Source organism: Frankia nepalensis, assembly GCF_016786325.1.
GTDB classification, from domain to species: domain Bacteria; phylum Actinomycetota; class Actinomycetes; order Frankiales; family Frankiaceae; genus Pseudofrankia; species Pseudofrankia nepalensis.
The window spans coordinates 20,948-35,303 of record NZ_JADWYU010000100.1 but is presented as its reverse complement, the minus strand read 5'-3'; the positions used below and the strand labels follow the sequence as shown (position 1 = coordinate 35,303).

Below are 14,356 nucleotides of genomic sequence, written 5' to 3'. Positions count from 1 at the left end.
AACCCACCTGGAACCGGGCCACACCCAAGAACCAGGGCAAGCCCGGTCCCAGGCCGGCATCACAGCCACGAACCAGCAAGGTTCCGAGCGACCATCGCCGCTCCGCCGTTGGGGCGCTGAGCGCCCCAACCCACCTGGAACCGGGCCACACCCAAGAACCAGGGCAAGCCCGGTCCCAGGCCGGCATCACAGCCACGAACCAGCGAAGGTCCCGAACGGGCGTTGGCGTTTTGTCGTCGGGGCGCTGAGCGCCCCGAACGCCTGGGACCGGCAAGGGCCGGAAATCCGGCGGCCTCGCCCGGTCCCAGGCCGGGAATCATGACTAACTTCATGGAGAAGTCCCGGGCGCGTTCGGCGACGCTCCCAGACCTCCTAGATCGCCTACCTCCAGCAGACCTCCCGGATCGACGAAGTCGATCCGGGCCGGAATCCCGGACTACGCCGATCCGGGAGGAACCTGGTCGCCGATCCGGCAGGAACCCTGGTCGGGCCCGCTGGACGCTCCGACCGATCCGGTATCGAGGATGGATTCGAGAACCAGGGCCGCCTCGGTCTTAGGTCGGGATCCCGAGTCGGGAAGCAGCGAGGTTCCGGGATGAGCTGGCGGGCCGGGGCCGGTGGTCGTCGCGGGGCGGTTTCGCGTGTGTGGCCGTTCGCCCGGCCCGCCGGTCTCGTCGCCCGTTCGGGCGTGGGGGCGATGGCCGAGCCAGTTCTCGAAGGCGTTGCCGTCGAGCGACCCGTCGACCCGGTGACGAGACCGGCGGACGGGCGCATTTACGAACCACCAACCACCTCGGACAGACAGGACGGTCGTGCTTGCGACCCCGGGCAGTCCGCCGCCATCCCCTACGCTGGTGTCCCGTGATGCTCCTCCGGCTCGGTGACCGTGCTCCTGGGGTGGCCGATGCACGCGCCGCCCTGGCCCACCTGTCCTTCCTCCCCGCGGCTCCGCGCCAGCCCGTGGAGGATGACGCGGCCATGGGACAGGGGGAGACCGAACTGTTCGACGCGGACCTCGACCGCGCGGTCCGCGCCTTCCAACAGAGCCGTGGGCTGTCCGTCGATGGCATCATCGGGCCTGACACGGCGCGGGCCCTCGACGAGGCCCGCCATCGGCTGGGCGACCGGCTGCTCTACAACGTGCCGGGCCACCCGTTCGTCGGTGACGACGTGGCGGCGCTACAGGAACGGCTGTCGAACATGGGCTTCGACGTCGGGCGCACCGACGGCATCTTCGGCCCGCGTACCGAGGCGGCCGTCCGCGACTTCCAGCGGAACCGCGGGCTCGAGCCAGACGGTCGCTGCGGCCCACACACCCTGCGCGAGCTCAAGCGGCTGGAGCGCACGGTCACCGGTGGCCGACCGGACATGCTGCGCGAGTCGGTCCGCCTGCTGGTCCGGGGCCCTTCGCTACTCGGCATGCTGGTCGCCATCGACGCCGGTCACGGTGGCGAGGACACCGGGGTGGTCGCCCACAGGCTCACCGAGAGCGAGATCATGGCCGACCTGGCGGGCCGGCTGGAGGCGCGGCTACTCTCCTCCGGGCTGGAGACCTTCCGGGTGCGCGCGGACGACGAGGCACCCGACGAAGCCGAGCGGGCCAGGCGGGCGAACGAGCGCGGCGCCGACCTGCTCATCTCGCTGCACGCGGACGCGAGCGTCTCACCGAAGGCCGAGGGGGTTTCCTGCTACTACTTCGGCAACGCGCGCGGTTCGTCGGCGGTGGGCGAGCGACTCGCCGGCCTCATCCAGAAGGAGCTCGTCTCCCGCACAGACATGGTCGACTGCTGGACACACGCGAAGACCTGGGAGCTGCTTCGCCGGACCACGATGGCGGCCGTGCGGGTCGAGGTCGGCTACCTGACCAACGAGCACGACGCGGCCGCGCTTGCCTCGGCGGAGTATCGGGCCACCGTGGCCGAGTCGATCCTCGCGGCGATTCAACGGCTGTACCTGCCGCCCGAGCAGGATCCGCCGACCGGTCAGCTTCGGGTCCCCCGCGTCGCCACTCGTTCCTGACTTCCCGAGTGTCCGGAAGACCGGGAACTGGTCGCCGTCAAAGTGGGCCATGTTCCACGTGAAACATGGCCCAGCAGTCGAGACAACGCCCACCGGTCCGCTCCTCATCGCTGACCCTGGCGACCGCTCCAACCGTGTTCCACTCATGTTCCACGTGAAACAGTCCGTCGCAGGCGGGACGGTGGTCGGTCCTCGGCGGTGGGCGGCCGGGTCGCCGGCGAGAGCCGCCCCGAAGCCTGTCGGTTGCCGCCTGCCCGACGAACGCGCGATCTGGTGCGACGCTGGGTAAGACGCCCCAGCTGATGCCCGCGCCCATACGCGTCGCACGCGCGACGCGGCCGCCCATCAGGAAGATTCCGAAACCGGCGCCTAGGCTAGGCGCAGCTAGCCGGATCCTTCGACGTGCGGAGCGCCCCCGATGAGTCGTCGCGTCGCCAACATAACGCTCGACAACATCGACGACCTGCCCCAGCGGTGTCGCCGATGTGTGTTCTGGGAACTCGATCCCGTGGCGCGCAGCCGGGCGGAGGAGGCCGGCGGCACCGACCTCGAGAAGGAGGCCTGGGTCTCGTCGGCGCTCCTCGAGTGGGGGAGCTGCGGGAAAATCATCTACGTCGACAACGTGCCGGCGGGATTCGCGATGTACGCCCCGCCGGCCTATGTGCCTCGTTCCGTCGCCTTTCCGACCAGTCCGGTGAGTCCGGATGCCGTGCTTCTCATGACGGCGAAGATCGTGGAAGAATTCGCCGGGCAAGGGCTCGGCCGGATGCTCGTCCAGGCGATGGCGAAAGATGTAATCCGGCGCGGATACCGAGCGATCGAGGCATTCGGGGACCTTCGTCAAGAGGAGGGCACCCGCTGCGTGATCCCAGCCGACTACCTGCTCTCCGTCGGCTTCAAGACGGTCCGCCCACACCGGCGCTGGCCACGGCTGCGGCTAGAGGTGAAGAATGCCGTCACCTGGCGCGAGGATGTCGAGGTAGCCCTGGAACGCCTCCTGGGCTCCGTGACCCCCGAGGGCATTCTTCGCCCCGTAGGCGGCGGCACCCCCGCCCCGACCCCCGCCCCGACCCCCGCGCCTGCCTGACGAGCCCCACTGGCCCGGAGTCAAACCGGCTGCCTTCCCAGGAGTACGGGCAAGGCAGCCGTTTGCTCGTGCGCTCGCAAGCGTTGGCCTGATCGATCGCCTCCCGCGGCGAGCCACCGGGCACCAGCGGGAGCGCACGACAAATCGCGTCTCCGGCCAGGAGGCGCACCGCCCGCGGATCGGGGACCCGATCCGGCCTGTGGGCGGCACCTGGCCGCGGGCACCCACCGGGACCGAAAGAAGCGGGCCACCGGAGTCCCGGTGGCCCGCTCAGGCCCAGCCAACGCACGCCGTCACCGCCCCGCCAGGCGCGCCGGGTCGGGCCGACCCGGCCAGGCTGCCCGGCCCGGCTTTAGGAGCCGGGCGTCATCGTGGCGACGATGCGTTCCAAATCCTCGAGGCTGGCGAACTCGACGGTGATTTTGCCGCGGTTGCGGCCCATGTCGACCTTTACCTTGGTGTCGAGGCGGTCAGCGAGACGGTCGGCGATCTGGGTCAGCGCCGGGGCGGCCTGGCGTGGCGCCCGCGGGGCGCGCTTGCGCGGCCCCTCCTCTCCGAGCGCCACGATCTCCTCGACCGCGCGCACGGAGAGTCCTTCGGCGACGATCCGGGTCGCCAACCGATCCTGCGCCTCCGGGTCAGACAGCGCGAGCAGCGCGCGGGCGTGGCCGGCCGACAGTACGCCGGCCGCGACCCGGCGCTGGACCGCCGGCGGCAGACCCATCAGCCTGATCGTGTTCGTCACGTGCGACCGCGACCGGCCGAGCTTGCTGGCGAGCTGGTCGTGGGTGGCGCCGAACTCACGCAGCAGCTGCTCGTAGGCGGCCGCCTCCTCCAGCGGGTTGAGCTGCTGGCGGTGCAGGTTCTCGAGGAGCGCGTCGCGCAGCATCGCGTCATCCGCGGTCTCCCGGACGATCGCGGGGATGTCCAGCAGGCCGGCGAGCTTGGAGGCCCGCCAGCGGCGTTCCCCCATCACCAGCTCGTACCGGTCCGGCAGCACCTCCCGGACGACGATCGGCTGCAGCAGGCCGACCTCGCGCAGGCTCGCCGCGAGCTCCTCCAGCGCTTCCTCGTCGAAGTGCGTCCGGGGCTGGCGAGAGTTCGGCTGCACCGAGTCGACCGGGATCTCCCGGAAGACGGCCCCGTGAACCGGCAGCGGCGCCGACGCGAGCCGGGCTCCGTTGCCGCTCTCGCCGCCGCTCGGATAGCCGTCGTAGCCCTCCGGCGCGGTCGGGATGAGCGCTCCGAGCCCTCTGCCGAGGCCACCGACCCGGCGTGGCGCGCTCATCGGTTACCTCCCGCGCCGTTCGGCGTCTCGACGCCGCGCTCGGCCAGCTCCCGGGCGGCGGCCAGGTAGGACAGCGAGCCGCGGGAGACCGGGTCGTAGGTCAGCGCGGACTGGCCGTAGCTCGGGGCTTCGGCGAGCCGGACGTTGCGGGGGATCGTGGTGCCCAGCACCCGGTCGCCGAAGTGATCCTTGACCTCCTGGACCACCTGGTCGGCGAGGCGTGTGCGGGAGTCGTACATGGTGAGCAGGATCGTGGAAAGCCGCAGCTCCTGGTTCAGGTGGGCCTGCACCAGGTCGACGTTGCGCAACAGCTGCCCGAGACCCTCCAGCGCGTAGTACTCACACTGAATCGGGATGAGCAGTTCCTTCGCCGCGACCAGCGCGTTCACGGTCAGCAGGCCCAGCGACGGCGGACAGTCGATGAAGACGTAGTCGACCTCGTGGGACAGCGACGCGATCGCGCGGCGCAGCCGGCCCTCGCGGGCCACCATCGAGACCAGCTCGATCTCCGCGCCGGCGAGGTCGATCGTGGCGGGCGCACAGAAGAGGCCCTCCGCCTCCCCGGACTGCGCGATCACCTCGTCGAGCGGCCGGTCGCCGAGGAGCACCTCGTAGATGGACGGCGTACCCGAGCGGTGTTCGACCCCGAGAGCCGTGGAGGCGTTGCCCTGAGGGTCCAGGTCGATGACCAGCACCCGGATGCCGTGCATCGCCAGTGCGGCCGAGAGGTTGACGGTTGTCGTGGTCTTGCCGACGCCACCCTTTTGGTTGGCGACCGCGAAGATCCGCTGCCGGCTGGGTCGTGGGAAGGGACGTCGTCGTTCCATAGTCAGTGCTTCCACCGCTGCTGCCGCCGCCGCTCCGATCGGGGTCGACGTGTCCAAGGGGTCCATCCCGAGACCTGCCGACGCTGTTTCACGTGGAACACGCCTGTCCGCGTGTCCGCCGTTGCTGTTCACGTGCTGTCTGTCCACGCTGCCTGCCATCGTGCCGGTCTCCCCCGCCGCGTCGACCCGCTCCGTCAGCCGCTCGCTCCGCCGCGACCACGCGAGTGGGTTCGACCAGCCGGTCTGCTCCACACATCAGGACCCGCGGGTCCCGCCATCCCTGCGACCGCAGGCCGTCTCGCGCTTCCGCGAACTCCTCGTCGACTCGCGAACCCCGCATTGCAAGCATGACACCTCCGGGTCGCACAACCGGAAGCAGCATGCCGCCCAAACGCTCCAATGGCGCCACTGCCCGGGCGACGGCGACATCCCACCGTAGCCCGTCCTTACCGACACCGACGTCCGGCGCGCGGCCGCGCAGCACGGACATGCGGCTCTCGGCGCCCAGCGCGGCGACGACCTCGCGGAGGAAGACGCAGCGACGCTCCATCGGCTCCAGGAACACCACCCGAAGGTCCGGCCGGGCCAACGCCAGCGGCACCCCGGGCAGCCCGGCGCCGCTGCCCACGTCCACCACCGTCGTCTCGGGCGGGACCACCTCGGCGAGCACCGCGCAGTTCAGCAGGTGCCGCTCCCACAGCCGGTCCGCCTCGCGTGGGCCAATCAGCCCACGCTCGACGCCCGCCGTGGCGAGCAGCTCGGCATAACGGACCGCGCTGGCGAGCTCGGCGCCGAACAGCTCGCCGGCCGCCGCCGGCGGGGCGCCGACCACACTCATCGGGCCACTCCAGGATGGGATCGAGACCAGGGCCGGGAACAGGACCGGGAACAGGCTGCCAGGCAGCCACGCAAACGCCGCACCCAACAAGCATCCACGACGTGCCCGGCAACCCGCGCGAAGCCGGGCCGCGCCGCCGCCTGACCGTGCCCCGCCCGCCATGCCGAAGGCCGGATCTGTCAGGCCAGACCGGCGCTTCAGCTCCCGCCCGCCTCGTCCCTTGCTCCCAAGCAAGATCCAGTATGTCGCCCAGTCGTGGGCCGGCGCCAGCGTCTTGTCCGTCGGACAAGTCCGGGAGCAGTGGCGATCCAGGAAGGTCAGGGCCCGAGGGCGGGGCGGGGCCGCCGACCTGTTCGCCGTGTCGCGGGCCATGGCGCGCGTTCTAGCTGACACTTCGGGCGCGCCACCCCGGGACGGGCGGGAAGCGGCAGGGCGAACGTCGCTCACCTCGCCACATCAGGTCGCGAGCTACGAGGAGTGGCCCGCCGGCGGCCAGCCCGGCATCCTGCCTGGTCAGGAACGCCGGTCTCAGCGGCAGGCGGCGAGGACCGTCAGGGTGCCGGTGAGCGGGAAGGCGTACGTCTCGGCGGGGCACCAGCCGGCGCGGCGCAGGTCGGCGACGTCGGGGCGGGTGGCGGCGATGTCCTGATCGAAGACGAACATCAGCAGGCGGCGCGGCGCGGGCGCGCGGGCGGCGACGGCGCGCGCCACCTCCCCCTCGCCCAGCTTCGAGAAGAAGACGGTCGCGGACCGGGGAACCCGCGGGGCCTGGCCGGTGGCCGGGGGCAGCGCGCCAGGGCGCCGGGCCGCGTCGTCGCTGGCCTCCATCGCGTAGAGCCAGCCAGGCCGCATCAGGCGTCCGCCGACGACCACCAGGTCGCCCTCGCGGTAGAGCCGGCGAGCGGCGATCGTGGCGTCGACCGTGAAGTCAAGACCACGCAGCCGGTCACGCTGGTCGTACAGCCGGCCGTCGCGGGCGGCCGACGCCGCCTGGGCGCCGATGCCGACGGCGCTCAGGGCTATGGCGAGCAGGACCGCCGGCGCCGCCACGCCGAGCCGCGGCGCGCGGGCCTCGGCCGGCGCCCGGGTGCCGGCTGGCGCGGCCGCGGAGTCCGTCAAGGCCCCGGGCTTCCCGAAACCGGCGAGGGCGCCGCGCGCGAGGCGGCCGAGGCGGCCGAGCAGATCGGCGGCCCCGGTGACGACGACGAGCACGATCAGCGGCACCACGAACAGGTTGGTCCGGGTTGGACCGAACGGCCAGAACCGGACGGCGCTCGCGGCGAGCATCGTCAGCTGGGCACCGCCGAGTGCGGCCAGCACCAGCCTGCCGTCGTGGCGCCGCGCGAGGATGGCGACCCCGGCCAGTCCGCAGACGACGACCGCGGGGGCGAACAGCCACAGCGACACCCAGGTCCCGTCGGTCGGCGCGTGCAGCAGGCTCGGGTCGTAGCGGTCGATGCCGGGCGGCGTGCCGGTCACCAGGTCACGCAGTTGCTCCCCGACGAAGACGAGCGCCTCGCCGGGACCACGGCCGGCGAGGAAGTGCGCGTCCCAGTAGGTACCCAGTCGCTGGCTCGACTGGTGACCGACGAAGAAGAGCGTGTGCGCCCCGACGAGCACGAGCGCGGGCAGCGCCTCGATCGCGCGCCGAGCGCCCGCCGCCGCCATCCCGGCCGGCCGCGCGCCGGCACGGCGCGCCCCCAGCGCGCCGGAGAGCACATCGGCGACGGCGAGAGGCGCGAGCAGGAATACCGCGGGCACGGAGAACAGGCCGACGAGACCGGCGGCCGTCCGCCGCGCCAGGCGGCCCCGGCTCACCCCGCCGAGACGGTCTCCGTCGGCCGCGGCGACCGCCAAATCATGATCGTCCTTGCGGTCGACGACCATCTCTTCGCCGACCACCGTAGGTACATGTTTAGTTACAGTAAACGGCGGTTTAGTACCACTAAACGCTTCGCCACCCGTTTGGTCTTCGGCATGCCCGCGGACGCCGCCGGCGACACCTCGCTCGCCCCACAGCCACAGACCCACGGCGACGACCGCGGCGAGCGCCTCGATGGTGTACGGCTTGAGCTGAGTACCAAGATCGAGAAACGTGCTGTTCAGGCAGATCCATCCCGCGGCGAACACGGCGGCGGGCCGGCCGGCGAAGCGGGCGACCAGCAGGGTGACGCCGGCGCCGAGCAGCGGCAGCGCGACGAACCCTGGCAACCGCAGGACCCAGGCGTGCCAGCCCAGCAGTTCGCCGCCGAGGCGCTCCACCGCGACCCAGCCGGCCGCGGATGGCGTGTTGGCGCGCGACAGCTCCGACCAGAACGTGTCAGCCGGTTCGCTGACGAAATGTCCTCGCCAGATCTCGTCGTACCAGAACGCCCGGCCCAGGTAGGTCCGCAGCACGACGGCCACCACGATCAGCGCCGCGGCCACCCCGCCGGCCCAGCCGAGATCCCGCCGGACGGAGCCAGCGGGCCGGCGGCGGCCGCGCCCGGACTCGCCGGCGCGGGGCCGGGGGACCGCCGGCCAACGTGCCCCGTGGCGCGGGTCATCGGCGAGGCCGCCGGGGCCGTCGACGTCGAGATCGCGGTCGCGGTCGACGTCGAGATCGCCGTCGACGTCCGCGCCCGGCGCGGCGCTGGCTGGTTCGTCCGGCCGTCCGGCGGTGCCGGCCGAGGACGCGGCGGTCAACGCGACGGGTCAGACGGGCATGACGACGACGCAGCGGTTGGGCTCCTCGCCCTCCGACTCGCTGCGCACGCCCTCGACGCCGGCGATGACGTCGTGTACGACCTTGCGCTCGAACGGGGTCATCGGGGCGAGCTTCTCCCGCTTGGCGTCGTCGGCGACCCGCTTGGCGACCTGGGCGGCGAGCTCGCGCAGCTCGGCGCGACGGCGGGCCCGGTGACCACCGACGTCGAGCATCAGGCGGCTGCGCTCACCGGTCTTCTGCAGCACGGCCAGCCTGGTCAGCTCCTGCAGGGCCTCGAGGGTCTCTCCGTTCTGCCCGATCAGCTTGTCGAGGCCGTCGCCGACGACGGCGACGACCGCGCGGCTGCCCTCGACGTCCAGGTCGAGGTCGCCGTCCATGTCGACGATGTCGAGCAGGCCCTCGATGTAGTCGGCGGCGATCTCACCTTCCTGTTCCAGCGCGGTCAGCCGCGCCTCGGCAGTCAGGGTGTCCCCTCGCGGCGAGTCCTCGTCAGGGTCAACGGCGACGTCAGAACCGCTCATCAACGCAAACTCCATGGGTAGGTGGACCGCCGCACGTGACGGTACGGCAACACGACTCCAGTCACCGACGGCCGCCGGGACGCTTTCCCTTCCCGCCGCGCCTCTTGGCCGGCCGCGACCCGCCCACATGGCGGGTGGCGCCCGCTGGCACCGGCTTCGCGGGCGCGGAACCGTTCACGGCCGCGGGCGCGGCCTCGCCGGTCGCCGGCGTGTCGGCGTTGGGCGCGCTCGGCTTGGCGCCGCCCTCGGCGGGGGTGCTCGGCTTCGTGGGGGTGCTCGGCTTGGCGGCCTGCTTGGTCGCGGCCTGCCTGGTCGCGGCCGACTTGGCGGGAGCCTGCTTGGCGGGGGCGACGGGCTGTCCGCCCCGGTTCGAGGCGCCGCGCGGTGAGCGGGTGCCGGCCGGAGCGGAGCCGTTACCAGCGGCGGGCGACCGCGGCGCCTTGGCGGTGGACGGCGACGTGGCCTTGGTCAGCGAGGCCGGCTTGTTGGAAGTGCCCTTGCCCTTCGCGCCGGGGGCCGGCTTGGCGCCCGGCGCGGGGCGCGCCGGGGTCGGCCGCTCCGCGGCGGTGGTGGGCTTGGCGCCGGGCAGCCGGCCGGACGCGTCCGGCGTCAGGGGCGGCATCTTCTTGATGACGAAGAACTGCTGGCCCATGCTCCACAGGTTGGTGGTGAGCCAGTAGATCAGGACGGCGATCGGGAACTGGAAACCGAAGATCGCCAGCATGATCGGCGAGCCGTAGAGCAGGACCTTCTGGACGATGGCCTGCTGCGGGTCGACGGGCCCGGTCCGGGCCATGATCTGCCGCTGGGTGAAGAAGGTCGTCGCGCCCATCAGGATGATGAGGACGACCGCGACGATCTTGACGTGCGTCCCGTTGGCGCCGAGGAACTCGAGCAGGTCGCCGTCCGAGCGGAACGACGTCGCCAGCGAGATGCCCCACAGCTTGGCCGAGGCGATCTGCTCCACCTGGTCGGCGCTCAGCCCGACTCGGGGCCGCCATACCAGTGCGCCGCCCGGGCCCTCGCCCATCGGCGAGAGATGCGTGAAGACGTGGAACAGCGCGATGAACAGCGGGATCTGCAGGAAGATCGGCAGACAGCCGAGCAGCGGGTTACCGTGCTCCTTCTGCAGCTCCATCATCTCGAGCTGCATGCGCTGCTTGTCGTGGCCGTACTTCTCCCGGATCTCCTTGATCCGGGGCTGCATCAGCTGCATCGTCCGCTGCGACTTCACCTGCTTGACGAACAGCGGGAAGATCAGGATGCGGACGCAGATGACCAGGAGGACGACGGAGAACGCCCAGGAGAAGAAGCTGGTCTGGCCGAAGATCGGGCCGAAGCCCTTGTGGAAGAAGACGATCGCGTCTGCCGCGAGATGGTAAAGCGGATCCAGCACCGGTCTAACTCCTCCAGGCCCCTCGGGCGGACTCTACAGGTACTGGGTCGTACCCACCGCGTGACAGCGGCTGGCAGCGTAGTAACCGCCAGCAGGCGAGTAGGCCGCCGCGTACTCCGCCGAATGTACGGACGGCGGTCAGCGCGTAGGCGCTGCAGGACGGCTCGAATCGGCACATGCCGGCCATCCGGCGCGACAGTGTGAGCTGGTAGGCACGGACGAGCGCCGCGAGCAGCCAGGCCAGCGGGCCGCGAACGGCGCCGGAACGGTTCCGGGCGAGCCGGGGCATTCGCCGGCCCACCGCCGCGGACGCGAGAACGAGATCAAGTGCCCCGAGTGCGCCAAGCACGCACAGCGCCCAGGCGGCGCCGGTCACCGCCGGCTCCGGCCCGGCTGGTCGGGGTCGGTCGAGGCGCCGAGGACCGCCCTCGGCGGAGGCCATGGGGCGGCGGGGCTGGCGGTCACGTCCGCTTCGGTGGCGGTGTCTCCGGGCTCGACCGGCTTCGCCGTCGGCCCGCCGTCATCGGTTGGTGGACTCACCGTCGCGCGCGGCCTGGGCCCCGCCGGTCGCGCGTCGGCTGACGGACGCCGACGCGCGTTGGCGGCATGCAGCGCGCCGAAGCCGCGGTCGAGCGCGCGGCCGAGTTCGGCCGAGCTGGCATCGGCCGCGGCGGGCAGGGCCCGGATGACCAGCAGAGTGCCGGGCGGCACCGAGGCAAGCCGAGATCTGGCCTGCTCGCGCAGCCGGCGCCGGACCCGGTTACGGGTCACCGCGGTGCCGACCTTCCGGCTCACCACGAACCCGGCCCTGGCCGGGCCGGGTTCGTCAGTACTCAGGGCATGAACAACCAGGGGCGGGCAGGTGAACCGGCGACCCCGCCGCCCGACCCGGGCGTGCTCCTCCCGCGAGCTGACCCGGGAACGAGCGGGAAGCATGGGAGCCGGAAGCCGCGCGCCGGCGAGGTCCGCCTCAGGCGGACAGTTCGCGACGGCCCTTGCGGCGGCGGTCGGAAATGATGGCGCGGCCGGCACGGGTACGCATCCGCAGCCGGAACCCGTGGGTACGGGACCGCCGACGGTTGTTCGGCTGGAAGGTGCGCTTGCTCACGTGACGACTCCGAGTAGCAGGTGGGCTGGGACGCGACAGACAGCTGTCCGTACTCAGGCTACGCCAACGGTGCCGCCGGCTCGTCGCGCGCGGTGACCCGTAGCGCGAACCGGACGGCGGCGTCCACCGGGCCGCGCCACGAACCGTCTCCCGGCCCACGACGACAAGCCCGTGGGCGCCGGCCCCGAAAGACCAACACCCGCTGGCGACGCTCCACCTTACACACGTGGACCACACACACGCGGACCACGCCGCGGGGACCTACCACCGGACCTCTCACCGGAGCCAGGCACCACACTCGACCAGGATCCAACCAAGCCTCCAGCCACCGAATGCTCCCGCCTCAGCCCCCAGGTCCACCTGCCACAGCCCCACCACCCGACGACGAAACACCCAAAGCCTCCCCCGGATCGGCGAAGCCGATCCCAGCCACCGACTACTCCCGCCTCAGACCCCCAGGTCCACCCCGGCACCACCCCGGCCCAGCCCACCACCCGACGACGAAACAGACGAAACACCCGAAGGCCCACCGGATCGGCGAAGCCGATCCCAGCCACCGACTAGGCCTAACCTCAGACCTTCTGGTCCAACTCGGTACCAGTCCGGTCAGGACGCCCCGCATCCCGACGGTGAAGCGGCGACGGTCACGCAAGCGCCCCCGAACCGACCGCCTTACCGTCTACCTACGCAACCAAGCTTCCAGCCACCGAATAGGCCTGCCTCAGACCTTCTGGTCCGACTCGGTACCAGAAGGTCGGGGCGCCCCGCGCCCCGACGGCGGAGCGGCGATGGTCGCCCCTAGGCGACCTTGAGCCGACCGCCCTACTGTGCCGGCGGCGCGTCGGATGCGGTGTCATGTCCGTACACAGGTTGTGGACGACGATGTGGAGAACCGACGTCGTCCCGCCGCCGTGCCCGTCGCCGAAGGAGACGCGATCATGTGCCTCGCCGCGTCTTCGGAGGTCCTCAGCCAGTGCAGCCACCGCCAGTACAGCCAAAGCCCCGAGGAGCACCCGTGACCGACCGCGACTCGAAGCCAGGCGCGGGTTCCCAGCAGCAGCTCCCGCTGGGGAACGAGCCGGATCTTCAGTCGGTCTGGCGTCAGGCGGTCGCCGGCGTGGCCGACGGGATGCTCTCGGCGCAGCAGCGCGCCTGGCTGCGCCTGACCAGGCCGCTCGGGCTGGTGCAGGACACCGCGCTGCTCGCGGCGCCGAACGAGTTCACCAAGGATCTGCTGGACTCCCGGCTGCGCCCGTTCCTGACGACGGCGCTGACCGCCGCGTACGGTCGCGACATCCGCGTGGCCGTGACCGTCGAGCACCTGCCCGACCCCGAGCCGATGACCGGCCCGATGGTGCTTCCCCAGCCGCCGGTCGCCACGACCAGCCCACGTTCGCGCGCCGACGGGCTGGGCGGCGAGAACGGCGCGCTGGACGCGCCGACGCCGCCGATCCAGCGGATGGCCCCCGGGCTCGGCCGTGACCCGGAGCCGCGCCCGTCGGAGCCTGCCCGGCTCAACCCGCGCTACATCTTCGAGACGTTCGTCATCGGCGACAGCAACCGGTTCCCGCACGCGGCCGCGGTCGCGGTCGCCGAGGCGCCGGCGAAGGCCTACAACCCGCTGTTCATCTATGGCGACTCCGGCCTCGGCAAGACCCACCTGCTGCACGCGATCGGCCACTACACGCTGAAGCTCTACCCGGACTCCCAGGTCAAGTACGTCAGCACCGAGGAGTTCACCAACGACTTCATCAACTCGATCCGCGACGACCGGCAGCAGGCCTTCCAGCGCCGCTACCGCGACATCGACGTGCTCTTGGTCGACGACATCCAGTTCCTGGAGAACAAGGAGCGGACGCAGGAGGAGTTCTTCCACACCTTCAACGTCCTGCACGACACCGAGAAGCAGCTGGTCATCTCGTCGGACCGCTCACCCCGCCAGCTCTCGGCGCTGGAGGACCGGCTGCGCAGCCGGTTCGAGTGGGGGCTGATCACCGACGTCACGCCGCCGGACCTGGAGACCAGGATCGCGATCCTGTCGAAGAAGGCGGCGATAGAGCGCCTGCCGGTGCCGCCGGACGTGCTGGAGTACATCGCCACCCACATCGAGCGCAACATCCGTGAGCTCGAGGGAGCGCTCATCAGGGTGGCCGCGTTCGCGAGCCTGAACAAGTCACACGTCGACCGCACCCTGGCCGAGATCGTGCTGCGCGATCTCATCCCGGACGCGACCAGCAGCGAGATCAGCGCGACGTCGATCATGAACGCGACGGCCGCGTACTTCGGCGTCTCGATGGAGGACCTCTGCGGGACGTCGCGCAGCCGGGTGCTGGTCACCGCGCGTCAGATCGCGATGTACCTGTGCCGCGAGCTGACCGACCTGTCCCTGCCGAAGATCGGCCAGCACTTCGGCGGCCGCGACCACACCACGGTGATGCACGCCGACCGCAAGATCCGCGGTCTGATGGCCGAACGGCGCGCGATCTACAACCAGGTCACCGAGCTGACCAACCGCATCCGCTCCGAGACACGTCACCTCTAGCGCCGCGATCGCCCACGTCGGCC

At 71.5% G+C, this 14,356-nt stretch carries 11 protein-coding genes and 1 pseudogene; 3 read left to right on the top strand and 9 right to left on the bottom strand.

The window, feature by feature from the left end:
- Positions 1–861 precede the first annotated feature (861 nt).
- Both I6A81_RS10870 and I6A81_RS10865 read left to right on the top strand, forming a co-directional pair.
- Positions 862–2,019 carry an N-acetylmuramoyl-L-alanine amidase gene (locus I6A81_RS10870; RefSeq protein ID WP_203002032.1) on the top strand — a complete coding sequence of 386 codons (1,158 nt, stop codon included), beginning with the start codon at positions 862–864 and terminating at the stop codon, positions 2,017–2,019.
- A 418-nt stretch (positions 2,020–2,437) separates the two neighbouring features.
- A complete protein-coding gene (locus tag I6A81_RS10865) occupies positions 2,438–3,106 on the top strand; it encodes a GNAT family N-acetyltransferase (RefSeq protein ID WP_203002033.1) in 669 nt (222 codons plus the stop codon).
- 352 nt (positions 3,107–3,458) lie between these two features.
- On the opposite strand, the gene I6A81_RS10860 is transcribed toward I6A81_RS10865, so the two are convergent.
- The 9 genes and pseudogenes from I6A81_RS10860 to rpmH all read right to left on the bottom strand — a co-directional run bounded on the left by I6A81_RS10860 (position 3,459) and on the right by rpmH (position 11,791).
- Positions 3,459–4,394: a ParB/RepB/Spo0J family partition protein gene (locus I6A81_RS10860; RefSeq protein ID WP_203002034.1), complete on the bottom strand. Its 936-nt coding sequence runs from the start codon at positions 4,392–4,394 to the stop codon at positions 3,459–3,461.
- Positions 4,391–5,287 carry a ParA family protein gene (locus I6A81_RS10855; RefSeq protein WP_407661283.1) on the bottom strand — a complete coding sequence of 299 codons (897 nt, stop codon included), beginning with the start codon at positions 5,285–5,287 and terminating at the stop codon, positions 4,391–4,393. Before I6A81_RS10855 ends, I6A81_RS10860 begins: the two co-directional genes overlap by 4 nt.
- Positions 5,288–5,309: 22 nt before the next feature.
- Positions 5,310–6,059 (bottom strand): 16S rRNA (guanine(527)-N(7))-methyltransferase RsmG, encoded by a 750-nt coding sequence (rsmG, locus tag I6A81_RS10850; protein ID WP_203002036.1) that lies wholly within the window; start codon positions 6,057–6,059, stop codon positions 5,310–5,312.
- Positions 6,060–6,587: 528 nt separating this feature from the next.
- Entirely contained in the window at positions 6,588–8,744 is a 2,157-nt protein-coding gene (locus I6A81_RS10845) for a hypothetical protein (protein WP_203002037.1), read from the bottom strand.
- A gap of 9 nt (positions 8,745–8,753) precedes the next feature.
- Entirely contained in the window at positions 8,754–9,287 is a 534-nt protein-coding gene (locus I6A81_RS10840) for a Jag family protein (protein WP_203002038.1), read from the bottom strand.
- Between the two features lie 61 nt (positions 9,288–9,348).
- Entirely contained in the window at positions 9,349–10,683 is a 1,335-nt protein-coding gene (yidC, locus tag I6A81_RS10835) for a membrane protein insertase YidC (protein WP_203002039.1), read from the bottom strand.
- 4 nt (positions 10,684–10,687) lie between these two features.
- Positions 10,688–10,972 (bottom strand): membrane protein insertion efficiency factor YidD, encoded by a 285-nt coding sequence (yidD, locus tag I6A81_RS44810; RefSeq protein ID WP_285222877.1) that lies wholly within the window; start codon positions 10,970–10,972, stop codon positions 10,688–10,690.
- Positions 10,973–11,274: 302 nt separating this feature from the next.
- Positions 11,275–11,619, bottom strand: a pseudogene (gene rnpA / locus I6A81_RS46120) (ribonuclease P protein component); the annotation flags it as partial.
- Between the two features lie 34 nt (positions 11,620–11,653).
- Positions 11,654–11,791 (bottom strand): 50S ribosomal protein L34, encoded by a 138-nt coding sequence (rpmH, locus tag I6A81_RS10820; RefSeq protein ID WP_083419862.1) that lies wholly within the window; start codon positions 11,789–11,791, stop codon positions 11,654–11,656.
- Between the two features lie 1,015 nt (positions 11,792–12,806).
- On the opposite strand from rpmH, the gene dnaA reads away from it, so the two are divergent.
- Positions 12,807–14,333, top strand: a complete 1,527-nt coding sequence (gene dnaA / locus I6A81_RS10815; protein ID WP_203002041.1) for a chromosomal replication initiator protein DnaA — start codon at positions 12,807–12,809, stop codon at positions 14,331–14,333.
- The last annotated feature ends 23 nt before the right edge of the window (positions 14,334–14,356 follow it).

Excerpts from the sequence above, each read along its gene's own strand:
- yidD (WP_285222877.1), bottom strand. The coding sequence starts at position 10,972 with ATGCCCCGGCTCGCCCGGAACCGTTCCGGCGCCGTTCGCGGCCCGCTG.
- I6A81_RS10860 (WP_203002034.1), bottom strand. The coding sequence starts at position 4,394 with ATGAGCGCGCCACGCCGGGTCGGTGGCCTCGGCAGAGGGCTCGGAGCG.
- I6A81_RS10865 (WP_203002033.1), top strand. The coding sequence starts at position 2,438 with ATGAGTCGTCGCGTCGCCAACATAACGCTCGACAACATCGACGACCTG.
- I6A81_RS10840 (WP_203002038.1), bottom strand. The coding sequence starts at position 9,287 with ATGAGCGGTTCTGACGTCGCCGTTGACCCTGACGAGGACTCGCCGCGA.
- rsmG (WP_203002036.1), bottom strand. The coding sequence starts at position 6,059 with ATGAGTGTGGTCGGCGCCCCGCCGGCGGCGGCCGGCGAGCTGTTCGGC.
- I6A81_RS10855 (WP_407661283.1), bottom strand. The coding sequence starts at position 5,287 with ATGGACCCCTTGGACACGTCGACCCCGATCGGAGCGGCGGCGGCAGCA.